23 protein-coding genes are annotated in these 23944 nt (G+C 63.3%); 9 read left to right on the top strand and 14 right to left on the bottom strand.

Annotated features, from left to right (window positions below; all coding sequences use genetic code 11):
* The first annotated feature begins 118 nt into the window (after window positions 1-118).
* Entirely contained in the window at window positions 119-1768 is a 1650-nt protein-coding gene (locus tag ACZ9A3_RS23985) for a GMC family oxidoreductase (RefSeq protein ID WP_476253199.1), read from the top strand.
* A 100-nt stretch (window positions 1769-1868) separates the two neighbouring features.
* Window positions 1869-3491 carry an MFS transporter gene (locus ACZ9A3_RS23990; protein WP_045199370.1) on the top strand — a complete coding sequence of 541 codons (1623 nt, stop codon included), beginning with the start codon at window positions 1869-1871 and terminating at the stop codon, window positions 3489-3491.
* 174 nt (window positions 3492-3665) lie between these two features.
* Here the strand turns inward: ACZ9A3_RS23990 and ACZ9A3_RS23995 are convergent, their stop codons facing one another.
* The 4 genes from ACZ9A3_RS23995 to glyQ form a co-directional block, all read right to left on the bottom strand.
* The gene (locus ACZ9A3_RS23995; RefSeq protein WP_045199369.1) at window positions 3666-4436 is read right to left on the bottom strand and encodes a lysophospholipid acyltransferase family protein; all 771 of its coding nucleotides are present in this window, start codon (window positions 4434-4436) and stop codon (window positions 3666-3668) included.
* Window positions 4437-4497: 61 nt separating this feature from the next.
* Window positions 4498-5031 carry a D-glycero-beta-D-manno-heptose 1,7-bisphosphate 7-phosphatase gene (gene gmhB, locus ACZ9A3_RS24000; RefSeq protein WP_093377728.1) on the bottom strand — a complete coding sequence of 178 codons (534 nt, stop codon included), beginning with the start codon at window positions 5029-5031 and terminating at the stop codon, window positions 4498-4500.
* A 3-nt stretch (window positions 5032-5034) separates the two neighbouring features.
* Window positions 5035-7089 carry a glycine--tRNA ligase subunit beta gene (gene glyS / locus ACZ9A3_RS24005; RefSeq protein WP_045199365.1) on the bottom strand — a complete coding sequence of 685 codons (2055 nt, stop codon included), beginning with the start codon at window positions 7087-7089 and terminating at the stop codon, window positions 5035-5037.
* Complete coding sequence (gene glyQ, locus ACZ9A3_RS24010; RefSeq protein ID WP_045199646.1) at window positions 7086-8033, bottom strand: glycine--tRNA ligase subunit alpha; 948 nt, start codon at window positions 8031-8033, stop codon at window positions 7086-7088. The genes glyS and glyQ overlap by 4 nt, the downstream gene beginning before the upstream one ends.
* A gap of 82 nt (window positions 8034-8115) precedes the next feature.
* On the opposite strand from glyQ, the gene ACZ9A3_RS24015 reads away from it, so the two are divergent.
* Complete coding sequence (locus ACZ9A3_RS24015; RefSeq protein WP_045199362.1) at window positions 8116-8667, top strand: DNA-3-methyladenine glycosylase I; 552 nt, start codon at window positions 8116-8118, stop codon at window positions 8665-8667.
* A gap of 39 nt (window positions 8668-8706) precedes the next feature.
* Window positions 8707-9594 carry a lysophospholipid acyltransferase gene (locus ACZ9A3_RS24020; protein ID WP_093377718.1) on the top strand — a complete coding sequence of 296 codons (888 nt, stop codon included), beginning with the start codon at window positions 8707-8709 and terminating at the stop codon, window positions 9592-9594.
* A 75-nt stretch (window positions 9595-9669) separates the two neighbouring features.
* Here the strand turns inward: ACZ9A3_RS24020 and ACZ9A3_RS24025 are convergent, their stop codons facing one another.
* From ACZ9A3_RS24025 to def, 5 genes are read right to left on the bottom strand one after another with little or no spacing between them, the layout of a single operon-like run.
* Window positions 9670-9981, bottom strand: coding sequence for a tetratricopeptide repeat protein (locus ACZ9A3_RS24025; protein ID WP_213602828.1), 312 nt, complete (start codon window positions 9979-9981; stop codon window positions 9670-9672).
* Between the two features lie 13 nt (window positions 9982-9994).
* Window positions 9995-11368, bottom strand: a complete 1374-nt coding sequence (trkA, locus tag ACZ9A3_RS24030) for a Trk system potassium transporter TrkA (RefSeq protein ID WP_010222685.1) — start codon at window positions 11366-11368, stop codon at window positions 9995-9997.
* Window positions 11369-11387: 19 nt separating this feature from the next.
* A complete protein-coding gene (gene rsmB, locus ACZ9A3_RS24035) occupies window positions 11388-12698 on the bottom strand; it encodes a 16S rRNA (cytosine(967)-C(5))-methyltransferase RsmB (RefSeq protein ID WP_045200760.1) in 1311 nt (436 codons plus the stop codon).
* A complete protein-coding gene (fmt, locus tag ACZ9A3_RS24040) occupies window positions 12695-13627 on the bottom strand; it encodes a methionyl-tRNA formyltransferase (protein ID WP_093377705.1) in 933 nt (310 codons plus the stop codon). Before fmt ends, rsmB begins: the two co-directional genes overlap by 4 nt.
* Before the next feature lie 57 nt (window positions 13628-13684).
* Complete coding sequence (gene def / locus ACZ9A3_RS24045; protein WP_038605133.1) at window positions 13685-14191, bottom strand: peptide deformylase; 507 nt, start codon at window positions 14189-14191, stop codon at window positions 13685-13687.
* 241 nt (window positions 14192-14432) lie between these two features.
* Here def and dprA point away from each other — a divergent pair, with 241 nt between their 5' ends.
* Both dprA and tsaC read left to right on the top strand, forming a co-directional pair.
* Window positions 14433-15533, top strand: coding sequence for a DNA-processing protein DprA (gene dprA / locus ACZ9A3_RS24050; RefSeq protein ID WP_258716095.1), 1101 nt, complete (start codon window positions 14433-14435; stop codon window positions 15531-15533).
* Between the two features lie 37 nt (window positions 15534-15570).
* Entirely contained in the window at window positions 15571-16128 is a 558-nt protein-coding gene (tsaC, locus tag ACZ9A3_RS24055) for an L-threonylcarbamoyladenylate synthase type 1 TsaC (protein WP_045200754.1), read from the top strand.
* A 90-nt stretch (window positions 16129-16218) separates the two neighbouring features.
* Here tsaC and ACZ9A3_RS24060 read toward each other — a convergent pair whose 3' ends face one another.
* Window positions 16219-17196 (bottom strand): NADPH:quinone reductase, encoded by a 978-nt coding sequence (locus ACZ9A3_RS24060; protein ID WP_045200753.1) that lies wholly within the window; start codon window positions 17194-17196, stop codon window positions 16219-16221.
* 131 nt (window positions 17197-17327) lie between these two features.
* On the opposite strand from ACZ9A3_RS24060, the gene hemF reads away from it, so the two are divergent.
* Window positions 17328-18254, top strand: a complete 927-nt coding sequence (hemF, locus tag ACZ9A3_RS24065; RefSeq protein ID WP_045200751.1) for an oxygen-dependent coproporphyrinogen oxidase — start codon at window positions 17328-17330, stop codon at window positions 18252-18254.
* Between the two features lie 54 nt (window positions 18255-18308).
* Window positions 18309-19133, top strand: a complete 825-nt coding sequence (gene aroE / locus ACZ9A3_RS24070; RefSeq protein WP_258595672.1) for a shikimate dehydrogenase — start codon at window positions 18309-18311, stop codon at window positions 19131-19133.
* On the opposite strand, the gene ACZ9A3_RS24075 is transcribed toward aroE, so the two are convergent.
* Together ACZ9A3_RS24075 and ACZ9A3_RS24080 are read right to left on the bottom strand one after the other, a co-directional pair.
* Complete coding sequence (locus tag ACZ9A3_RS24075; RefSeq protein ID WP_258595674.1) at window positions 19130-20701, bottom strand: SulP family inorganic anion transporter; 1572 nt, start codon at window positions 20699-20701, stop codon at window positions 19130-19132. The two genes, aroE and ACZ9A3_RS24075, sit on opposite strands and share 4 nt — an antisense overlap.
* Before the next feature lie 66 nt (window positions 20702-20767).
* A complete protein-coding gene (locus ACZ9A3_RS24080; RefSeq protein WP_258595676.1) occupies window positions 20768-21385 on the bottom strand; it encodes an NAD(P)H-binding protein in 618 nt (205 codons plus the stop codon).
* Between the two features lie 77 nt (window positions 21386-21462).
* Here ACZ9A3_RS24080 and ACZ9A3_RS24085 point away from each other — a divergent pair, with 77 nt between their 5' ends.
* Window positions 21463-21792, top strand: a complete 330-nt coding sequence (locus ACZ9A3_RS24085; protein ID WP_093377686.1) for a DOPA 4,5-dioxygenase family protein — start codon at window positions 21463-21465, stop codon at window positions 21790-21792.
* Window positions 21793-21897: 105 nt separating this feature from the next.
* On the opposite strand, the gene trpA is transcribed toward ACZ9A3_RS24085, so the two are convergent.
* Both trpA and trpB read right to left on the bottom strand, forming a co-directional pair.
* Window positions 21898-22710 carry a tryptophan synthase subunit alpha gene (trpA, locus tag ACZ9A3_RS24090; RefSeq protein WP_258595678.1) on the bottom strand — a complete coding sequence of 271 codons (813 nt, stop codon included), beginning with the start codon at window positions 22708-22710 and terminating at the stop codon, window positions 21898-21900.
* Window positions 22707-23924: a tryptophan synthase subunit beta gene (gene trpB, locus ACZ9A3_RS24095; RefSeq protein ID WP_476253200.1), complete on the bottom strand. Its 1218-nt coding sequence runs from the start codon at window positions 23922-23924 to the stop codon at window positions 22707-22709. The genes trpA and trpB overlap by 4 nt, the downstream gene beginning before the upstream one ends.
* Window positions 23925-23944 lie beyond the last annotated feature (20 nt).

Consider the following 23944-nt stretch of genomic DNA (forward strand, 5'->3'; position numbering starts at 1 on the left):
GTGTTCACGGACGTTGTGTTAAAACGCACAGCACTTGAGTGAAATCTAACGTTTTCATCCCGAAATTAATCAATAACATGGGCTGGGACAAGAATAATAATCAGGCGCGAGGTTGCCCATGCCATCAGCCGATCCTGTCTACGACTATGTGGTGGTTGGTGCCGGTCCTGCCGGGTGCCTGCTAGCCAATCGCTTATCCGCCGACCCAGGCTGCCGGGTGCTGTTGCTCGAAGCCGGTGGGCGCGACAACTACCCCTGGATTCACATTCCGGTGGGTTACCTCTACTGCATCGGCAACCCACGCACCGACTGGTGCTTCAAGACCGAAGCGCAACCCGGCCTCAATGGCCGTGCCCTGGGTTATCCACGGGGCAAGGTGCTCGGTGGCTGTTCTTCGATCAACGGCATGATCTACATGCGTGGCCAGGCGGGCGATTACGATCGCTGGGCCGAGCAGGGCAATGCCGGTTGGGCGTGGAAGGATGTGCTGCCACTGTTCAAGGCCAGCGAAAACCACTTCGGTGGCGCCAGCGAAGCCCATGGCAACGAAGGCGAGTGGCGGGTCGAGCAGCAGCGCTACTCCTGGCCGATCCTCGATGCCTTCCGCGAAGCCGCGGCGCAGAGTGGTATCCCTAACGTTGCTGACTTCAACACTGGGGATAACCAGGGCTGTGGATACTTTCAGGTCAACCAGCGTTCCGGCATTCGCTGGAACTCGGCCAAGGCGTTTTTGCGCCCGATCCTTAAGCGCCCCAATCTGACGGTACTGACCGATGTGCTGGTTGACCAGGTGGTGCTGGTAGAAGGCCGCGCTTCGCAGGTACGTGCTCGCTGGCAAGGCAATTGGCAGAACTTCAGCGCACGCCGGGAGATTATCCTGTGTGCCGGCTCCGTGGGTTCACCCGGTATTCTCCAGCGCTCGGGCATCGGCCCGCGTGGCTTGCTCGAGAGCCTGGGGATAACTGTTAGCCACGAATTGCCCGGGGTTGGCGGCAACCTGCAGGACCATCTGCAACTGCGCCTGATCTACCAGGTTACCCAGGCGCGCACCCTCAACCAGGTTGCCAACAGTCCCTGGGGCAAGCTCGGCATGGGCCTGCGTTACCTTTACGATCGCAGCGGCCCGCTGGCGATGGCGCCGAGCCAGTTGGGGGCGTTCGTGCGCTCCGGTCCGGAGCAGGCTTCGGCCAACCTGCAGTACCACGTGCAGCCCTTGTCGCTGGAGCGCTTTGGCGAGCCGCTGCACCGCTTCCCGGCGTTTACCGCCTCGGTGTGCAACCTGCGCCCGGCCAGCCGCGGGCGTATCGATATCCGCTCGGCCAACCCGGACGACGCGCCACTGATCGACCCCAACTACCTGAGCGACCCTGAAGACCTGCGCGTCGCCGCCCAAGCCATTCGCCTGACCCGCAAGATCGTCCAGGCCCCTGCCCTGGCGGCGTTCAGCCCGCGTGAGTATCTGCCAGGCCCCGACCTACAAAGCGAACAGCAGTTGCATGAAGCCGCCGGGCAGATCGGCACTACCATTTTCCACCCGGTAGGCACCTGCCGTATGGGCAACGGGCCGCTGGATGTGGTCGACGACCAGTTGCGCGTGCACGGCGTGCCGGGGTTGCGGGTTGCCGACGCCTCGATCATGCCGCAAATCGTCTCCGGCAATACCTGCTCCCCTACCCTGATGATTGCCGAAAAGGCGGCGCAATTGATTCGCCGGGAAAGCTTATCCACAAGCCGCATCGATAAAAAAAACGCAGTACCGACGCCCTGACCAGGGTGCGTAGCAACAACGACACCGGACGCAGTCTGCCGGCGTCGACAGTGGAACAACAAGAATAATCACTGGGGCCTGCAGGCCGAGGACAGCAACGATGTCGGATTACATTCAAGAGCAGGGCGCTGCAACGGCGAGCACCAGCCGCCGGGAAGAACGCAAGATCATTTTCGCGTCATCCCTCGGGACAGTTTTCGAGTGGTATGACTTTTTTCTTTATGGGGCATTGGCCGCGGTCATCAGCAAGCAGTTCTTTGCCGGGGTGAACGACACCACTGCCTTTATCTTTGCCTTGATGGCCTTTGCCGCCGGCTTTCTCGTGCGGCCCTTCGGCGCGCTGGTGTTCGGCCGCCTGGGCGACATGATCGGGCGCAAGTACACCTTCCTGGTGACCATCGTGCTGATGGGCTTGTCGACCTTTGCCGTCGGCCTGTTGCCGACCTACGCCAGCATCGGCATTGCTGCACCGATCATTCTGGTGGTGTTGCGCATGCTGCAGGGCCTGGCGCTGGGTGGTGAGTACGGCGGCGCGGCGACTTACGTTGCCGAACACGCACCACCTGGCAAACGCGGCTTCCACACCGGTTTTATCCAGTCCACCGCGACCCTCGGCCTGCTGCTGTCGTTGTTGGTGGTGCTCGGCAGCCGTTACATCAGTGGCGACCAGTTCGAAGTCTGGGGCTGGCGCCTGCCGTTCCTGCTGTCGATCGTGCTGTTGGGGATTTCCACCTGGATCCGCATGAGCATGCACGAGTCGCCAGCCTTCGTGAAGATGAAGGCCCAGGGCAAGGCCAGTAAAGCGCCGATCCGTGAATCGTTCGGCTCCTGGCCCAACCTCAAGGTAGTACTCACTGCCCTGTTCAGCATCAACGCCGGGCAAGCGGTGACCTTCTACACCGCGCAGTTCTATGTGCTGTTCTTTCTTACCCAGATGCTCAAGATGGACCCGGCCCAGGCCAACACTTTGCTGATTATCAGCGTGGTGATCGGCGCGCCGTTCTTCGTGTTCTTCGGTTGGTTGTCGGACCGGGTCGGGCGCAAGCCAATCCTGATGCTCGGCTTGCTGCTGGCCACGGTACTGTACTTCCCACTGTTCAAGGCTCTGAGCCATTACGCCAACCCGCAGATCGACGCCGCCAGCCGCCAGGCCCCGATTGTGGTGATGGCCGATCCGCAAGGCTGCACCTTCCAGTTCGATCCGGTGGGCAAGGCGCGTTTTGACAGCCCCTGCGACAAGGTCAAAACCTTCCTGGTCAAACAGGGCCTGCCCTACAGCTCGGCTGAAGCGGCTGCTGGTGCCGAAGTGGTGGTGAGCATTGGCGAGCAGAAGATCAATGGGTTTGACGAAGCAGCCCTGCGTGCAGCGATCGAAAAAGCCGGCTACCCGGCCAAGGCCGATCCAGCCAGCGTCAACCAGCCGATGGTGGTGGTGCTGATCGTCGCCATGATCCTGATCGCGACCATGACCTACGGCCCGCTGGCGGCGGTGATGGTCGAGCTGTTCCCAACGCGTATCCGCTACACCTCGATGTCGCTGCCCTACCACATTGGCAACGGCTGGTTCGGCGGCTTCCTGCCCACCGTGTCCTTTGCCCTGGTGGTGTACACCGGCGACATCTTCTACGGGCTCTGGTACCCGGTACTGATCACCGGTATCAGCCTGGTGGTGGGGCTGTTCTGCCTGAAAGAAACCCGTGATGTGGATATCGACAAGGTGTGAGGATTTGCAGGCATAAAAAAAACCGGCGTAAGCGCCGGTTTTTTTATGCCGCGAAAAAACTTATGCACGATTTTCAGAAAACAGTCATACAGAGAAATAAGTAGCTAAATTAATCACTTAGCGCATTTTTCGTTAAGAAATCCAAATACTGTACACAAGTTATCCACAGATCGGTCAGGCCACGCCCTGCGCCGCGTTCGGCGCCGCTGCAGGCAGTGAGCCGAGCTCGCGCTGGGTCTGTTCATTCCAGGCTGCAGCACGATCGTTTAACTCGGCAATCGCCCGTGGGCCGCTGCCTTCGGCAAACATCGGGGCGCCAATTACCACCTCGATGGTGCCGGCACGTTTGCCCCAGCCCTGCTTGGGCCAGAACTTGCCGGCGTTGTGGGCGATCGGCAGTACCGGTAGGCCAGCGTTGACCGCCAACGCGGCCCCGCTGCGCGAGAACTTGCCAATCTGGCCGAACGGCACACGGGTGCCTTCGGGGAAGATCAGCACCCAGACGTTCTCCTTGAGCAATTTATCGCCCTTGCTGGCGACTTGCTTCAAGGCTGCCTTGGGGTTATCGCGGTCAATGGCGATCGGCCGCAGCATGGCCATGGCCCAGCCGAAGAACGGCACGTACAGCAGTTCACGCTTGAGCACTTGGCTCAAGGGCGAGAAATAGGCGGAAAGGAAAAAGGTTTCCCAGGTGCTCTGGTGGTTAGAGAGGATCACACAGGGTTGCTTGGGGATGTTTTCAGCCCCGGTGACCTTGACCTTGATGTTGAGAAACACCCGTACCAACACCAGCGCAAAGCGGCACCAGTAGACGTTGATGAAGCGGTAGCGGGCGCTGAAAGGCAAAAACGGCGCGATAAAAAAGCTCAGGGTGCACCACAGCAAGGAGCTGGTACCCAGCAGCAGGTAAAAAAGAAAAATTCTGATCGCCTGCAAGATCGACATAGCGGCATGTACCGTTGCGGGCTTGCCCGCCTAGTAAAAGTGCGCCTGTTATGCAGACGCGCTATTTGTGGATAAGTTCTCTGGCGATGGCTGCCAGATCATCGAAAATCAGCGTGTTTTCTGGAATTCCCTTGCTCAGGGTCTTCTCGCCTTTTCCGGTTTTTACCAGAACTGGTTGAGCATCGACGGCCAAAGCGGCTTCCAGGTCACCCTTACTATCACCGACAAACCACACGCCGGCCAGATTCACGCCGTAGTGCGCGGCAATGGTGGTGAGCATGCCCGGCTTGGGTTTGCGGCAGGCGCAGCCCTCATCGGGCCCGTGCGGGCAATAGACGATCAGCCCGACCTCGCCGCCCTGCTCGGCCACCAGCGTGCGCAATTGCGCGTGCATGGCCTCGAGGGTCGGCAGGTCGTAGTAGCCACGGGCAATGCCGGACTGGTTGGTGGCCACCGCCACCGTCCAGCCGGCTTTGCTCAACTGCGCAATCGCTTCGATCGAACCCGGGATCGGAATCCACTCGTTCAGCGACTTGATGTAGGCGTCGGAGTCCTGGTTGATCACCCCGTCCCGATCGAGAATCAGCAGCTTCAAGACTTACCCCAGCAGCGAAATGTCGGCCACGCCCAGGAACAGACCGCGCAGGCGGCTGAGCAGGGCATAACGGTTGGCGCGGACATTGGCGTCGTCGGCATTGACCATCACCGCCTCGAAGAAGGCGTCGACCGGTTCACGCAGAGCGGCCAGGCGTGCCAGCGATTCGCTGTACTGGCGCGCCGCAGCCATTGGCTGAACGGCCTGGTCGGCTTGCTGGATCGCCGAGTACAGGGAGAACTCGTTGGCGTTGTCGAAGTACTTCGGCTCGACCGTGGTGGCGACAGCGCCTTCGGCCTTGCTCAGCAGGTTTGACACGCGCTTGTTCACCGCGGCCAGGGCAGCGGCTTCCGGCAGCTGGCGGAAGGCCTGTACGGCCTGCACGCGCTGGTCGAAGTCCAGGGCCGAGCCTGGCTTGAGGGCACGCACCGACAGGTAGGTGGCAACGTCAATGCCTTCGTCTTCGTAACGGGCACGCAGACGATCGAAGACGAATTCCAGCACCTGCTCGGCCAGGCCCGCGGCCTTGACCTTGGCACCGAACTGGCTGACGGCGAAGTTCACTGCTTCGTTCAGGTCCAGGTCCAGCTGCTTCTCGATCAGGATGCGCAGTACGCCCAGCGCTGCACGACGCAGGGCATAGGGGTCTTTGCTACCGGTCGGGAGCATGCCGATACCGAAGATACCGACCAGGGTGTCGAGCTTGTCGGCAATCGCCACGGCCGCGCCGGTCAGGGTCGACGGCAGTTCGGCACCGGCACCGCGCGGCATGTACTGCTCGTTCAGGGCCAGGGCGACGTCTTGCGGCTCGCCGTCGTTGAGGGCGTAGTAGTAACCGGCAACACCCTGCATTTCAGGGAATTCACCGACCATCTCGGTGGCCAGGTCGCACTTCGACAGCAAACCTGCACGCGCCGCGCGCTGGGCGTCGCCGCCAATGCGCTGGGCGATGAAGGCGGCCAGTTTGGCAACCCGCTCGGCCTTGTCGAAGACGCTGCCCAACTGGGCCTGGAACACCACGTTCTGCAGGCGCTCGTTGAAGCTTTCCAGCGGCTGCTTCTTGTCTTGCTTGAAGAAGAACTCGGCGTCGGTCAGGCGCGGGCGCACGACCTTCTCGTTGCCTTCGACGATCTGCTTCGGATCGCGGCTCTCGACGTTGGCCACGGTGATGAAGCGCGGCAGCAGCTTGCCGTCGGCATCCAGCAGGCAGAAGTACTTCTGGTTGTCCTGCATGGTGGTGATCAGCGCTTCTTGCGGCACTTCCAGGAAGCGCTCTTCGAACGAGCACACCAGCGGCACAGGCCATTCAACCAGGGCGGTCACTTCATCGAGCAGGGCTGGCGGCACGATGGCGCTGCCTTCCTGCTGCAGGGCGAGTTCGGCGGTACGCTTGCTGATCAGCTCGCGGCGCTCGGCAAAATCGGCCAGCACGTAGGCCTTGCGCAGGTCTTCCTGGTAATTGGCCGGGGCGCTGATGCGCACGTTTTCCGGGTGGTGGAAGCGGTGGCCACGGGATTCGCGACCGGCTTTCTGCGCCAGCAAGGTGCAGTCGACCACCTCGTCACCGAGCAGCATCACCAGCCACTGGGTTGGACGCACGAACTCTTCCTTGCGCGCACCCCAGCGCATGCGCTTGGGGATCGGCAGGTCGTTGAGCGAGTCTTCGACGATGGTTGGCAGCAGGCTGGCGGTGGCCTTGCCCGGAATGTGCTGGGAGAAGCGCAGCTTGGCGCCGCTCTGGTCGATATCCGACAGCTCTACACCGCACTTCTTGGCAAAACCCAGGGCGGCCTGGGTCGGGTTGCCGTCAGCGTCGAAGGCGGCCTGACGCGGCGGGCCGTCGAGGTTGACGCTGCGGTCCGGCTGCTGGGTGTCGAGGTTGCGGATGAGTACGGCCAGGCGGCGCGGCGCGGCGAACACCTGCTTGTCGGTGTAGTTCAGGCCAGCGGCCTGCAGGCCTTTCTCGATACCGGCGAGGAAGGCGTCACCGAGGCTGCTCAGGGCCTTGGGTGGCAGTTCTTCGGTGCCCAGTTCAACCAGGAAATCTTGAGCACTCATTGTGCAGCCTCCAGCTTAGCCAACACTTCATCACGCAATTCAGGGGACGCCATCGGGAAGCCCAGCTTGGCGCGGGCTTGCAGGTAGCTCTGGGCCACGGCCCGGGCCAGGGTCCGTACGCGCAGGATGTAACGCTGACGCTCGGTCACCGAGATGGCGCGACGGGCATCGAGCAGGTTGAAGGTGTGCGAGGCCTTGAGGACCATTTCATAGGTCGGCAGCGGCAGTTCCAGCTCGATCAGGCGGTTGGCTTCGCTTTCGTAGAAGTCGAACAGTTCGAACAGCTTCTCGACGTTGGCGTGCTCGAAGTTGTAGGTCGACTGCTCCACTTCGTTCTGGTGGAACACGTCGCCGTAGGTCACCGTGCCGAACGGGCCGTCGGTCCAGATCAGGTCGTAGACCGAATCTACGCCCTGCAGGTACATGGCCAGGCGCTCCAGGCCGTAGGTGATTTCACCAGTGACCGGGAAGCATTCGATGCCGCCCACTTGCTGGAAGTAGGTGAACTGCGTGACTTCCATGCCGTTGAGCCAGATTTCCCAACCCAGACCCCAGGCGCCGAGGGTCGGCGATTCCCAGTTGTCTTCGACGAAACGGATGTCGTGCACCAGCGGGTCGAGGCCGATGGCTTTCAGCGAGCCCAGGTACAGTTCCTGGAAATTCGCCGGGTTCGGCTTGAGGACCACCTGGAACTGATAGTAGTGCTGCAGGCGGTTCGGGTTTTCGCCATAACGGCCATCCGCCGGACGACGGCTAGGCTGCACATAGGCGGCGTTCCAGGTTTCCGGGCCGATGGCGCGCAGGAACGTGGCAGTATGGAAAGTGCCGGCGCCTACTTCCATATCGTAGGGCTGAAGCACCACACAACCTTGCTCGGCCCAGTAGTTCTGCAGGGCGAGGATCAAGTCTTGGAAGGTACGCACGGCTGGCGTAGGCTGGCTCACGAAAATCACCTGTTTCTAGGGCTGCGAATATAAAGAGCGGGAGTATAACCCGATTCGCGCAGGCCTCTACCCTTGGAGCCTTATGCCACGTTGCTTTTGGTGTACCGACGATCCGCTTTACCAGGCGTACCACGACCAGGAATGGGGCACGCCGCAGCGCGATCCGCGCCAGCTGTTCGAGATGCTCCTGCTCGAAGGCTTCCAGGCCGGGTTGTCGTGGATTACCGTGCTGAAAAAGCGCGAACGCTACCGCCAGGTGCTGTTCGGTTTCGACCCAGAGCGTCTGGCGCAGATGAGCGACGACGAAATTGAAGAGCGCATGCTCGACCCGGGCATCATCCGCAATCGCCTCAAGCTCAACGCCGCGCGGCGCAATGCGCGGGCCTGGTTGGCGCTGGAAAACCCCGGGCAATGGCTCTGGTCGTTCGTCGGCGGCGCGCCGAAGATCAATCATTTCGTCCAGCGCAGCGAGGTGCCGGCGGTCACCGACGAGGCCAAGGCAATGAGCAAGGCGCTGCAGAAAGCTGGCTTCACCTTTGTCGGACCGACCATTTGCTATGCCTTCATGCAGGCCACCGGCATGGTCATGGACCACACCACCGATTGTGATCGCTACGCCGCTCTGCTGCGCTGAGGGTTACAATGGCCGGCTTGCAGAAAGAGGAACCAGCCTGTGGATAAATTCAAGGGCGCCTTGATGGTCGGGGCGTTGCGGTTGTTTGCCAAGCTCCCCTGGGGCGCGGTACAGCGGGTCGGCGCGGCCATCGGCTGGATCATGTGGAAGGTGCCGAACAGTTCGCGCAACGTGGTGCGCATCAACCTGGCCAAATGCTTCCCGGAAATGGACCCGGTTGCCCGTGAGCAACTGGTGGGCCGGACCCTGATGGACATCGGCAAGTCCTTTACCGAAAGCGCCTGCGCCTGGATCTGGCCGGCCCAGCGTTCGCTCGACCTGGTGCGCGAGGTCGAAGGCCTGGAAGTGCTTGAGGCGGCCCTGGCATCGGGTAAGGGCGTGGTTGGCATCACCAGCCACCTGGGCAATTGGGAAGTGCTCAACCACTTCTATTGCAGCCAGTGCAAACCGATCATTTTCTACCGCCCGCCCAAGCTCAAGGCGGTCGATGACCTGCTGCGCGAACAGCGCGTGCAATTGGGCAACCGCGTCGCGGCGTCGACCAAGGAAGGCATCCTGAGCATCATCAAGGAAGTGCGCAAAGGCGGTCAGGTGGGCATTCCGGCCGACCCGGAGCCGGCCGAGTCGGCGGGTATCTTCGTGCCGTTCTTCGCCACCAAGGCGCTGACCAGCAAGTTCGTGCCGAACATGCTCGCTGGCGGCAAGGCGGTAGGGGTGTTCCTGCATGCCTTGCGCCTGCCGGATGGCTCGGGCTTCAAGGTCATCCTGGAAGCCGCGCCCGAGGCGATGTACAGCGAAGACACCGAGACCTCGGCGGCGGCCATGAGCCAGGTGGTCGAGCGCTATGTGCGGGCGTATCCGAGCCAGTACATGTGGAGCATGAAGCGCTTCAAGAAGCGCCCGCCGGGCGAGCCGCGCTGGTATTGAAAGCCCTGTCGCGGGGCAAGCCCGCTCCCACAGTTATCCACAATCCCTGTAGGAGCGGGCTTGCCCCGCGATGGCTCAACCAGCCTTATCGAGCTTCTTCAGAAACACCGTCATCTCTTTCTCTGCCTGCTTGTCGCCGTGCGCGCGAGCCGCTTCCAGCCCCTGCTCCCAGGCCTTGCGCGCAGCTGCCAGGTCACCCTCGAGCTGATGCGCCTTGCCCAGCAGCTTCCACGCCGCCGAATACTTCGGGTCCTGCTCGACGCAGCGCTGTAAATGCACGGCCGCCTCGGCGCCGTTGCCTTCATCGAGCCAGGCCTTGCCCAGGCCAAAGCGCAACAGGGCGTTATCCACACCCTTGGCCAGCATCTTTTCCAGTGATTCGCGCATTCCAGCTCCCTCTTTAGAAGAAGCTCAACCCTACATGGAAGAGCTTCTCGACGTCACGGATGTACTTTTTATCCACAACGAAGAGGATCACGTGGTCGCCCGCTTCGATCACCGTGTCGTCATGGGCGATCAGCACTTCTTCGTCGCGGATGATTGCGCCGATGGTGGTGCCTGGTGGCAGGGCGATGTCTTCGATGGCCTTGCCGATTACCTTGCTCGACTTCGAGTCGCCATGGGCGATCGCCTCGATGGCCTCGGCCGCACCGCGGCGCAGTGAGTGCACGCTGACGATATCGCCGCGGCGCACGTGGGCCAGCAAGGTGCCGATGGTGGCCAGCTGCGGGCTGATGGCGATGTCGATTTCGCCGCCTTGGACCAGGTCGACGTAGGCCGGGTTGTTGATGATGGTCATCACCTTGCGCGCGCCCAGGCGCTTGGCCAGCAGCGAGGACATGATGTTGGCTTCGTCGTCGTTGGTCAGGGCCAGGAAGATGTCGGCTTCGGCGATGTTCTCTTCAAGCATCAGGTCGCGGTCCGAGGCACTGCCCTGCAACACCACGGTGCTTTCCAGGGTGTCGGACAGGTGCCGGCAACGGGCCGGGTTCATCTCGATGATTTTCACCTGGTAGCGGCTTTCGATTGCCTCGGCCAGGCGCTCGCCGATTTGCCCGCCGCCAGCGATGACCACGCGCTTGTTGGTTTCGTCGATGCGCCGCAACTCACCCATCACCGCGCGGATGTGCGCCTTGGCGGCAATGAAGAACACTTCGTCGTCGGCTTCGATGACCGTGTCGCCCTGCGGCAGGATCGGCCGGTCGCGGCGGAAGATTGCCGCTACGCGGGTGTCGACATTGGGCATGTGCGCGCGGATCTGGCGCAATTGCTGGCCCACCAGCGGCCCGCCGTAGTAGGCCTTGACGGCTACCAGCTGGGCCTTGCCCTCGGCGAAGTCGATCACCTGCAGGGCGCCGGGGTGTTCGATCAGGCGCTTGATGTAGTGGGTGACCACCTGCTCGGGGCTGATCAGCACGTCGACCGGAATGGCGTCGTTGTCGAACAGCCCGGCGCGGGTCAGGTAGGCCGATTCGCGCACCCGGGCGATCTTGGTCGGGGTGTGGAACAGGGTATGGGCAACCTGGCAGGCGACCATGTTGGTCTCGTCGCTGTTGGTGACCGCCACCAGCATGTCGGCATCGTCGGCGCCGGCCTGGCGCAGCACGGTCGGGAAGGAGGCGCGGCCCTGCACGGTACGGATGTCGAGGCGGTCGCCGAGGTCGCGCAGGCGGTCGCCATCGGTGTCGACCACGGTGATATCGTTGGCTTCGCTGGCCAGGTGTTCAGCCAGCGTGCCGCCGACCTGCCCTGCGCCGAGGATGATGATCTTCATCCGCTGTTCCTTTCTCTTGTTATCCGCGCGCGGCGGCGATTTTGATCAGCTTGGCATAGTAGAAGCCGTCGTGTCCGCCTGCCTGGGCCAGCAACTGGCGGCCATGGGGCTGGCGGATACCGGCCTGGGTCGCCAGGTCCAGCTCACGGGCGCCGGGAGTGCGGGCGAGGAAGGCCTCGATCACTTCGGTGTTTTCCGTCGGCAGCGTCGAGCAGGTGGCGTAGAGCAGGATGCCGCCGACCTCAAGGGTTGGCCACAGGGCGTCCAGCAGCTCGCCTTGCAGGCTGGCCAGGGCGGCAATGTCATCGGCCTGGCGGGTCAGCTTGATGTCCGGATGGCGGCGGATTACGCCGGTGGCCGAGCACGGCGCGTCGAGCAGGATGCGCTGGAAGCCCTTGCCGTCCCACCAGCTGGCGGTGTCGCGGGCGTCGCAGGCGATCAACTGGGCGTCGAGGCCGAGACGATCGAGGTTCTCGCGCACGCGGGTCAGGCGCTTGGCTTCCAGGTCGATGGCGACCACGGCGTCGAGCCCGGTCTGGGCTTCGAGCAGATGGCAGGTCTTGCCGCCCGGGGCGCAGCAGGCGTCGAGCACGCGCTGGCCGGGGGCCAGGTCGAGCAAGTCGGCGGCCAGTTGTGCGGCTTCGTCCTGGACGCTGATCCAGCCCTGGTCGAAACCGGGCAGGCCACGTACATCGCAGGCTTCAGCGAGCAAGATGCCGTCGCCGCTGAACTGGCACGGCGCCGCTTCAAGGCCGGCTTCACCCAGCAGTTCGAGGTAGGCATCACGGCTGTGATGGCGTCGGTTGACCCGCAGGATCATCGGCGGGTGGGCATTGTTGGCGGCGCAGATGGCCTCCCACTGCTCGGGCCAGAACGCCTTGAGCGACTTTTGCAGCCAGCGCGGGTGCGCGGTGCGCACGACCGGGTCGCGCTCAAGCTCGGCGAAGATATCGCCGCTTTCGCGTTGCGCACGGCGCAGCACGGCGTTGAGCAAACCCTTGGCCCAGGGCTTTTTCAGCTTGTCGGCGCAGCCGACGGTCTCGCCGATGGCGGCGTGGGCGGGGATGCGCGTGTAGAGCAACTGGTACAGGCCGACCAGCAGCAGCGCCTCGACGTCGGCATCGGCGGCCTTGAACGGTTTTTGCAGCAGGCGTTCGGCCAGGGCCGACAGCCGTGGCTGCCAGCGCGCAGTGCCGAAGGCCAGGTCCTGGGTCAGGCCACGGTCACGCACTTCGACCTTGTCCAGCTGGCTTGGCAGCGAGCTGTTCAGCGACGCCTTGCCACTGAGTACTGCCGCCAGGGCGCGGGCGGCTGCCAGACGTGGATTCATTGGCCAAGCACCGTGCCGGTGGTGAATTTCTCGCGGCGGCTGTTGAACAGGTCGCTGAAGTTCAGCGCCTTGCCACCCGGCAATTGCAGGCGGGTCAGGCACAGCGCCTGCTCGCCGCAGGCGACGATCAGGCCGTCCTTGCTGGCAGAGAGGATTTCACCCGGGTTGCCGGAGCCTGTGGATAAGTTCGCGCCGAGCACCTTCAGCGCTTCACCGTTGAGGGTGCTGTGGCAGATCGGCCACGGGTTGAAGGCGCGAATCAGGCGCTCCAGCTCAACGGCCGGGCGGCTCCAGTCCAGGCGCGCTTCGTCCTTGTTCAGCTTGTGTGCATAAGTGGCCAGGCTGTCGTCCTGGACTTCACCCTGCAAGGTGCCCGCGGCGAGACCGGCAACGGCCTCGAGCACGGCCGGCGGGCCCATTTCGGCCAGGCGGTCGTGCAAGCTGCCACCCGTGTCGCTGGCGCTGATCGGGGTGCTGACCTTGAGCAGCATCGGCCCGGTGTCCAGGCCCGCTTCCATGCGCATCACGGTGACGCCGCTTTCGCTGTCACCGGCTTCGACCGCGCGCTGGATCGGCGCGGCGCCACGCCAGCGCGGCAGCAGCGAGGCGTGGCTGTTGATGCAGCCCAGGCGCGGAATATCCAGCACCGCCTGGGGCAGGATCAGGCCATAGGCGACCACTACCATCAGGTCCGGCTTGAGCGCCGCCAGCTCCGCTTGGGCCTCGGCATTGCGCAGGGTCGCTGGTTGCAGCACCGCAATGGCGTTATCCACAGCCAATTGCTTGACCGCGCTGGGCATCAGTTTTTGCCCACGACCGGCCGGGCGGTCCGGTTGGGTGTAGACCGCTACCACTTCATAGGGGCTGGCGATCAGGGCCTTGAGGTGTTCGGCGGCAAACTCTGGGGTGCCTGCGAAGACAATGCGCATGGAGTTCTCGCTTAAAAAGAAAAAGGCTTGCCGGAGCAAGCCTTTGGGAAGAGCAGATCAAGCTTGCTGGCGATGCTGTTTTTCCAGCTTCTTCTTGATCCGGTCGCGTTTGAGCGTCGACAGGTAATCAACGAACAGCTTGCCGTTGAGGTGATCGCATTCGTGCTGGATGCACACCGCCAGCAGGCCTTCGGCGATCAGCTCGTACGGCTTGCCATCGCGGTCCAGCGCCTTGACCTTGACCCGCACCGGGCGGTCGACGTTCTCGTAGAAGCCGGGCACCGAAAGGCAGCCTTCCTGATACTGATCCATTTCGTCGGTCAGCATTTCGAGCTCGGGGTTGATGAACACCCGTGGCTCGCTGCGATCTTCGCTCAGGTCCATGACCACGATGCGCTTGTGCACGTTGATCTGGGTAGCGGCAAGGCCGATGCCAGGGGCTTCGTACATGGTTTCAAACATGTCATCGATCAACTGGCGAACGCCGTCGTCGACTTCGGTCACCGGCTTGGCGATGGTGCGAAGGCGCGGGTCCGGGAATTCGAGGATGTTCAGAATGGCCATAAGCGTATGAGCTGCACTGTGCGATGAATTACAAACATGAGTACACATAATAAAGGGATTCGGCGCATTCGGCACCTGGCAAAGGTCAGCTAAGGTTTCAGGGTGCTTTTCCACCCATGGCGCCAAGCCTGAAAGAATGCCGCCGAGGGAAATCCGTCAACCGGTTGTCAAAGTATTATCAACAGAGTTATCCACAGCTTGTTCACGGCTGGCCCACGCTTCCCGATCAAGGATGATCGTCATGTCGCAACCCCTATCGCCGGCGTGTTCTCCCGCCGAACTCGAAGCGCGATTGCGCCTTCACTTGCTGCCGTCCCTAGGGCCGCGGCGTTTTCACACATTGATCCAGGCCTTTGGCAATGCCTCGGCAGCGCTCAGTGCGCCGGCCACGGCCTGGCGTACGCTGGGCGTACCCGCAGACAGCAGCGATGCCCGGCGCAGCCTTGAAGTACGCGAAGGCGCCGCCGCGGCAATGCGCTGGTTAGAGGCCCGCGACCAGCATTTACTGATGTGGGACGACCCTGGCTATCCAGGTTTGCTGGCGGAACTGGGCGACGCCCCGCCGCTGCTGTTCATCGCCGGCAACCCGGCGATTCTGGAAAAACCCCAGCTGGCGATCGTCGGCAGCCGCAGGGCATCGAGGCCGGCGCTCGATACGGCTGCGGCCTTCTCGCGCAGCCTCGCTCGGGGTGGTTTTGTCATTACCAGCGGCCTGGCCCTGGGCGTCGATGGCGCCGCACACCAGGCTGCCCTGGACGCTGGCGGGCAGACCATCGGCGTGCTCGGCACAGGGCTGCAAAAACTTTATCCACAGCGGCACAGAGCGCTGGCGGCGGCGATGATCGAGCAAGGTAGCGCGGTGGTCTCCGAGTTTCCGCTGGATGCCGGGCCCGTTGCGGGCAACTTTCCCCGGCGTAACCGGATCATCAGTGGCCTGTCGCTGGGTGTATTGGTGGTCGAGGCGAGCCTTGCCAGTGGCTCGCTGATCACCGCGCGTTTGGCGGCCGAGCAAGGCCGCGAGGTATATGCCATTCCGGGTTCGATTCATCACCCGGGCTCCAAGGGGTGTCACCAGTTGATTCGCGACGGCGCCTTGCTGGTGGAGACTGTCGATCAGATCGTCGAAACCCTGCAGGGTTGGCAACGCTTGCCGCCGTTGCAGGTGGACGCCATTGCCGGCCATGAACTGGTCGATCTGTTGCTGGCCGCACCGCAAACTACCGAGGGCCTGGCCAGCAGCAGCGGCTGGCCGTTGCCCCGGGTGCTGGCGGCGCTGACCGAGCTGGAACTGGCTGGAAGGGTCTGTAGTGAAGCCGGACGTTGGTTTGCCCGGCCCGGCTAAGTACACTGCTCATCTGCCTTTATGCGGAGTGAAAACAATGGTGAGCAGTTGGCGTGTGCAACAAGCCGCGCGTGAAATTCGGGCCGGTGCGGTGATTGCCTATCCGACCGAGGCGGTCTGGGGCCTGGGCTGTGACCCATGGAACGAAGAGGCGGTGGATCGCCTGCTGGCGATCAAGTCGCGTTCGGTCGATAAGGGTCTGATCCTGATCGCCGACAATATCCGCCAGTTCGACTTCCTTTTCGAGGATTTCCCTGAAACCTGGCTCGACCGCATGTCTGCCACCTGGCCGGGGCCGAACACCTGGCTGGTGCCACATCAGAACCTGCTGCCCGAGTGGATAACCGGGGTGCACGACACCGTGGCGTTGCGCGTTAGCGATCACCCGGTGGTACGTGACCTTTGTGCATTGGTCGGCCCGCTGATTTCCACTTCAGCCAACCCGCAAGGTCGCCCGGCAGCCAAGACCCGCTTGCGCGTCGAGCAGTACTTCCGTGGACAGTTGGACCTGGTGCTCGGTGGCGCTTTGGGCGGGCGGCGTAACCCGAGTGTGATTCGCGATTTGGCGAGCGGTGAGGTTGTGCGGGCTGGTTGAGGCCAATCGCGGGACAAGTCGGGTCGCCGCACCGCCGCTCCTAGCGACTGTGTAGGAGCGGGCTTGTCCCGCGATCAATTCACCACTGTTTCAAGGCAGCAACACCGTCGACCCCACTGTCCTGCGCGCCGACAGCTCGCTCTGCGCCTTGGCCGCCTCGCTCAGTGGATAACGCTGGTGGATATCCACAGCCAGCTTGCCGCTGGCGATCATCGCAAACAGGTCGTCGGCCATGGCCTGGGTGTTCTCGGCGTTGTTGGCGTAGCTGGCCAGGGTTGGCCGGGTGACATACAGCGAGCCCTTCTGCGCCAGTATTCCCAGATTAACCCCGCTCACCGCCCCTGAGGCATTGCCGAAGCTGACCATCAGCCCGCGCGGCGCCAGGCAGTCCAGTGAGGTCAGCCAGGTGTCCTGGCCAACGCCGTCGTACACCACCGGGCATTTCTTGCCGTCGGTCAGCTCCAGCACTCGCTGGGCGACGTCTTCCCGGCTGTAGTCGATGGTTGCCCAGGCGCCCAGGGCCTTGGCCCGCTCGGCTTTCTCGGCAGAACTGACAGTACCGATCAACCTGGCGCCCAGGGCTTTGGCCCATTGGCAGGCCAGGGAACCGACGCCACCGGCGGCGGCGTGGAACAAAATGGTCTCGCCCGGCTGCACCGCGTAGGTCTGCTTGAGCAAGTACTGCACGGTCAGGCCCTTGAGCATCACCGCCGCCGCCTGCTCAAAGCTGATGCTGTCGGGGAGTTTGACCAGATTGGCTTCGGGCAGCACGTGCACTTCGCTGTAGGCTCCGAGCGGGCCGCCGGCGTAGGCGACGCGATCGCCAACCTTGAGCCGGCTGACCTGCTCGCCTACCGCCTCGACCACCCCGGCGCCTTCGGTACCCAGCCCGGAGGGCAGCGACGGCGGAGCATAGAGGCCGCTGCGAAAGTAGGTGTCGATGAAGTTCAGGCCGATCGCCTGGTTTCGCACGCGAACCTGCTGCGGGCCGGGCGCTGCCGGCTCGAAGTCGACCAGGGTCAGGACTTCGGGGCCGCCATGCTGGCTGAACTGGATACGCTTGGCCATCTGCACTCTCCTGAAGCTAGCGGGAAAACCCCTATCGGACGCCTTTGCTTGATCGCCGTCAACTGCGGCCAGCCCGCCGCCGGTGGTATGCTACGCGCCGAATTTGCCTTAGCCCGCTTCCAGGTGACCTGATGACTAGCCGCACCGAGGCCGTGAAAGCCTACCTGCTCGACCTGCAAGACCGTATCTGCACCGCCCTCGAAAACGAAGACGGCGGCGCCCGTTTTGTCGAGGATGCCTGGACGCGCGAGGCCGGCGGTGGCGGGCGGACCCGGGTGATCGGCGACGGCAAGGTCATCGAAAAAGGCGGTGTGAACTTCTCCCACGTATTCGGCAGCGGGTTGCCGCCGTCGGCCAGTGCTCATCGACCAGAACTGGCCGGGCGCGGTTTCGAAGCCCTGGGGGTGTCGCTGGTGATCCACCCGCACAACCCGCATGTGCCGACTTCCCACGCCAACGTGCGGTTTTTCATCGCCGAGAAAGAAGGCGAAGAAGCGGTCTGGTGGTTTGGTGGCGGCTTCGACCTGACCCCCTACTACGGCAACGAAGAAGACTGCGTGCACTGGCACCAGGTCGCCGAGCGCGCCTGTGCGCCGTTCGGTGCCGATGTTTATCCGCGCTACAAGGCCTGGTGCGACCGCTATTTCCACCTCAAGCACCGTGGCGAGCCACGCGGCATCGGCGGTCTGTTTTTCGATGACCTCAACGAGTGGGACTTCGACACCTGCTTCGCTTTCATCCGCGCCATCGGCGATGCCTATGTCGAGGCCTACCTGCCGATCATCCAGCGCCGTAAAGACCAGCCCTATAGCGCCGAGCAGCGTGAGTTCCAGGAATACCGACGCGGCCGTTATGTCGAGTTCAACCTGGTTTACGATCGTGGCACGCTGTTCGGCCTGCAATCGGGCGGACGTACCGAATCGATCCTCATGTCGCTGCCACCGCAGGTGCGTTGGGGGTACGATTGGAAGGCCGCGCCAGGCAGCGAAGAAGCGCGCCTGACCGAGTATTTCCTGCAGGATCGTGACTGGCTTGGTGAGGCCAAGGCCAGCCACTGAGCCGTTGTGGATAACTTTCCGGCCCTGCCCGACCTTCACCCAGGAACCGCCTGAATGGACCAGTACGTTGTATTCGGCAACCCGATCGGCCACAGCAAATCACCGCTGATCCATCGCCTGTTCGCCGACCAGACCGGCCAGCAACTGGAGTACAGCACCCTGCTGGCGCCGCTGGATGACTTCAGCATGTGCGCCCAGGGCTTTTTCAAGCAGGGCCTGGGTGCCAACGTCACCGTGCCGTTCAAGGAAGAAGCCTATCGCCTGGTCGATAGCCTGACCCCACGGGCCCAGCGCGCGGGGGCGGTAAATACTCTGAGCAAGCTCGCCGATGGCACCTTGCAGGGCGACAACACCGATGGCGCCGGCCTGGTCCGCGACCTTACCGTCAATGCCGGGGTGCCACTGAGTGGCAAGCGCATCCTGTTGCTCGGCGCCGGCGGTGCCGTGCGCGGGGTGCTGGAGCCATTGCTGGCGCACAAACCGGCTTCGCTGGTAATCGCCAACCGCACGGTGGAAAAAGCCGAGCAACTGGCCCGTGAATTCGCCGACCTGGGGCCGGTGGCTGCCAGCGGCTTCGACTGGCTTGAAGAGCCGGTCGACCTGATCATCAACGCCACCTCGGCGAGCCTTGCCGGTGAGCTGCCGCCGATCTCCCCTAGCCTGATCGAGCCCGGCAAGACCGTGTGCTACGACATGATGTATGGCAAGGAGCCTACGCCTTTCTGCCGTTGGGCCAGCGAGCACAAGGCGGCCAAGGTCCTCGATGGCTTGGGTATGCTTGCCGAGCAGGCCGCCGAGGCGTTCTACATCTGGCGCGGCGTGCGCCCCGACACCGCGCCGGTGCTCGACGAACTGCGCCGTCAACTGGCGCGCGGCTAATCTTCGAAGCGGATCGGGCAGTGCGCTGCCCCCTCCAGCTTGTGCAACTCCTCGATCACTTGCGCCCGCGCCCGGCGCAGCGTCAGGCTGCCGCCAGCACGACCCAGGCGGCGCGCTTCGCGATGAAGCATGTCGACCCCGGAATAATCGATGAAGTTGATCTGCCGGGCATCGATCACTACCTGCGGCCCTGGGCAACGCTGCAAGCGCACCTGCAGGTAGTGGCTGGCGCCGAAGAAGATTGACCCACCCACCCGCAACACGTCGGCATCCCCTTCGCGGGACTGCTGCACCCGTGGCCGTGAGGTGCGTTTGAGGTAAAAGAACAGCGACGCCAGCACCCCGGCGTAGATCGCCGTTTGCAGCTCGAGCAACAGTGTTGCTGCTGCCGTTAGGGCCATCACCAGGAATTCCGAACGGCTGACGCGAAACAGCGCGCGGATCGCCCGATGATCGACCAGGCCCCAGCAGATCAGCAGGATGCTGCCGGCCATGGCCGGGATCGGAATATGCGCGATCAGCCCCGCCCCTGCTACTGCAAACAACGTTACCCACAGGGCGGAAAACACCCCGGCCAGGGGCGAGCGGGCGCCGGCCTCATAGCTGAGCCCGGAGCGGGTGAAGGAACCGGATGACAGGTAGCCGGAGAAAAACCCCCCGACCATGTTTGAAAGGCCCTGGGCGCGGATTTCCTGGTTGGCATCGATCAGTTGCTCGGAGCGTGCTGACAGCGAGCGGGCAATCGACAGGCTGGTAACCAGGCCAAGCATGCCGACCGCCACGGCGCTGGGTAGCAGACGCAAAATCAGCTCCAGGTCCAGCAGCGGCAAGGGGCTTATCGGTGGAAGCTGACCGATGAAGCCGGGCACCAACTGCACATGGCCGAAAACACCTGGGAGCAGCCAGACCAGCACGCTGGCCACCGCCAGAGTTATCAACAGGCCCGGCCAGCGCGGCTGCAACAGCTTCAACGCAATACCCAGCAGCAGCGTACCCAGCCCCAGCAACAACGAGGGCCAATCCACCTCCGGGGCATGCGCCAGCAGGTTTTGCACGGTCTTCAGCGCGGTGGCCTGGCTGGGCAAGTCGATACCCATCAGGTTGGGCAATTGCCCGAGGGCAATGACCAGCGCAGCACCGAGGGTGAAACCCAGCACTACCGACTGCGAGACGAAATTGACCAGCGCGCCGAAGCGCAGCAGCCCCAGCAACCACTGAAACACCCCGGCGAGGAAGGTCAGCAGCAGGATCAGGGTGATGTAGTCACTGCTGCCCGCAACTGCCAGGGGGCTGATGCTGGCATAGAGGACAATCGAGATTGCCGCCGTCGGCCCGCAGATCAGGTGCCAGGACGAGCCCCACAGGCAGGCGATGATCACCGGTACGATCGCTGCGTACAGCCCGTACTCGGCCGGCAGCCCGGCAATCAGGGCATAGGCGATTGATTGCGGCAGGGCCAGGATCGCCCCGCTCAGGCCCACCAGCAGATCGCGACGCACGCTGGCCCCGGTCTGGCGCGCCAACCAGGTGAGAAACGGCAGCAGTCGATGGCGGTCAGGCCAGGCCATGAGCACTCTCTATTGCAGGCGGAAGCTGTTCAGGGTGCGATGTCGGGCGCTCGGGTGCAAGCCGCGTCAGAAAACAAAGTTCACATGCTCGCCATGGTGCAGCTTGAGCTCCAGGGCATCGACCATGGCCGCTGCCACTCGGGCCAGGCGTTGCAGTGGTTCGGCCAGGCCCGGCTCGAGGGTGCCATGGGTCTGGTGAAAATGCTCGATGCCCAGGCCGGCAACTTGCTGCGGGGTGTTGATCAGGGTCCAGTGCAGCGGGCTGCGCTGCAACAGGTCGACGATCCGTTCGGCGCAGGCCCGTTGCTGCCGATTGTGCCCCTCGCTTTGCTCCAGTACGGTGAAATCGCCCACCAGCAATAGCCGGCGTATAGTGGTGCGGGACATGCCGGCGATCAGCGCCTGGCTCATGCGCAGTTGCGCGGCAAAGTCATCGGGCGCCAGTGCTGGCAACAGGCAGACCACCGCCGAGCCGCCGGCCACGCTTTGTTCGGCCTGATCGGCAGTATCGAGGCCGCCGGTCTTGAAGTGCAGGCCGGGGCGCGGTGCCAGGGTATTGAGATCATCGAGCACGGCGATCACCTCATGCTGGCGCTTGAGCAATTCGGCCATCAGGGCGCTGCCCAGGCTGCTCAAACCTCCAAGCAGGACCAGTTTGAACACTGGGGTTTCGGCATTTTTCACCAGATCACTCCATTGGCAACGGGTGATCGTTTGACCCGCGTAGCCAGGCGCAGGTTCGTTGCGATTAAGGAGTTTTCGTGCAAAGGATCAAGGGCTATCACGCGCATATCTACTATGACGCCAGCACCCTGGAGCAGGCTCGCCAGTTGTGCGAAGAAGCCGCTCGGCTGTTTCCGGTGACCATGGGGCGCATGCATCAGAAGCCGGTCGGGCCGCACCCGGACTGGAGCTGCCAGTTGGCCTTCGGGCCTGAAGTGGTGGGGGTGGTGCTGCCCTGGCTGGCGTTATATCGCCAAGGGCTGGTGGTGTTTCTGCATCCGTTGACTGGTGACGAGCTGGCCGATCATCGTGATCATGCGATCTGGATGGGGGCGGTGCGGCCGCTGGATCTTTCGATTTTCAAGTAATTTTTGGTTCCGGGGTAGGAGCGGGCTTGCCCCGCGATTGCGATCTGTCTGATGGACCGCAATCGCGGGGCAAGTCGAGGCGTCGCACCGCCGCTCCCACAGGGATCAGGCCTTGCGTGCACCCCGCACACCCTGGGCCAGCGCCGAGCACAGCTCGAGCACATCACCCACAGCCTGCTCGGCAGTGGCCGCATTGGCTATCTTGTCGACCAGCGCCGAACCGACCACGACGCCATCCGACAGCCTGGCAATCGCCGCAGCCTGCTCTGGCGTGCGGATACCGAAGCCGACGCTGATCGGCAGGTCGGTGTGCCGGCGCAGGCGCTTGATGGCGCTGCTGACGTGTTCAGTGGACGCAGAACCGGCACCGGTAACACCGGCAACCGACACGTAGTAGACGAAGCCCGAGCTGCGTTCCAGCACGCGCGGCAGGCGCACGTCGTCGGTGGTCGGGGTGGTCAGGCGAATGAAGTCGATGCCCGCGGCCTGGGCCGGGGTGGCCAGCTCGGCGTCGTGCTCCGGCGGCAGGTCGACGATGATCAGGCCATCCACGCCCACTTTCTTGGCTTCAGCCACGAAGGCCTCGACGCCAAAGCGGTGAATCGGGTTGTAGTAGCCCATCAGCACGATCGGCGTGGTCTGGTTGTCGACGCGGAACTCGCGAACCATTTGCAGGGTTTTCGCCAGGGTCTGACCGGCGTCCAGGGCGCGCAGGGTGGCGAGCTGGATTGCCACGCCGTCGGCCATCGGGTCGGTGAACGGCATGCCCAGTTCGATGACGTCGGCGCCAGCAGCCGGCAGGCCTTTGAGGATCTGCAGCGAAGCGTCGTAGCCAGGGTCGCCTGCGGTGATGAAGGTGACCAGTGCCGAGCGGCCTTCGGCCTTCAGTTCGGCGAAGCGTTGTTCAAGACGGCTCATGCCTGTTTCTCCTGGGCGGCCATATGGCTCATCACGGTTTGCATGTCTTTGTCGCCGCGCCCGGACAGGCACACCACCATCAGGTGATCCTTGGGCAGGGTCGGTGCGCGTTTGATCGCTTCGGCCAGGGCGTGGGAGGTTTCCAGGGCCGGAATGATGCCTTCCAGGCGGCAGGTAGTGTGGAACGCGGCCAGGGCTTCGTCGTCGGTGATGCTGACGTACTCGACGCGTTTCACTTCGTGCAACCAGGCGTGTTCCGGGCCGATGCCGGGGTAGTCGAGGCCGGCGGAAATCGAGTGGGCGTCGGTGATCTGGCCGTCGGCATCCTGCAGCAGGTAGGTGCGGTTGCCGTGCAGCACGCCCGGTACGCCACCGTTGAGGCTGGCGGCATGCTTGTCGGTGTCGACCCCGTGGCCACCGGCTTCGACGCCGATGATTTGCACACTGGCGTCATCGAGGAAGTCGTGGAACAGGCCCATGGCGTTGGAGCCACCGCCGACGCAGGCGATCAGGCTGTCGGGCAGGCGCCCTTCCTTGGCTTGCAGCTGTTCACGGGTCTCTTTGCCGATGATCGACTGGAAGTCGCGGACCATTGCCGGGTACGGGTGCGGGCCCGCTACAGTACCGATCAGGTAGAAGGTGTCGTCGACGTTGGTGACCCAGTCGCGCAGGGCTTCGTTCATCGCGTCCTTGAGGGTGCCGGTGCCGGCGGTGACCGGAACGATTTCTGCGCCCAGCAGCTTCATGCGGAACACGTTGGCTTGCTGGCGCTCGATGTCGGTGGCGCCCATGTAGATCACGCAAGGCAGGCCGAAGCGCGCGGCGACGGTGGCAGTGGCCACGCCGTGCATGCCGGCGCCGGTTTCGGCGATCAGGCGTTTTTTGCCCATGCGCTTGGCCATCAGCACCTGGCCGATGCAGTTGTTCACCTTGTGCGCGCCGGTGTGGTTGAGCTCTTCACGCTTGAAGAAGATCTTCGCGCCGCCGCAGTGTTCGCTCAGGCGTTCGGCGAAGTAGAGCGGGTTCGGGCGGCCGATGTAGTCGCGCTGAAAGTACGCCAGTTGCTCGAGAAATTCCGGGTCGGCTTTGGCTGCTTCATATTCGCGGGCAAGGTCGAGCACCAGCGGCATCAGGGTTTCTGCCACGTAGCGGCCGCCGAATGCGCCAAACAGGCCATTGGCATCGGGGCCGGCGCGGAAGTTGGTCTGGGTCATGGGTCGCTCCAGGGCGGTAG

The organism is Pseudomonas sp. TE4620, from assembly GCF_056279045.1.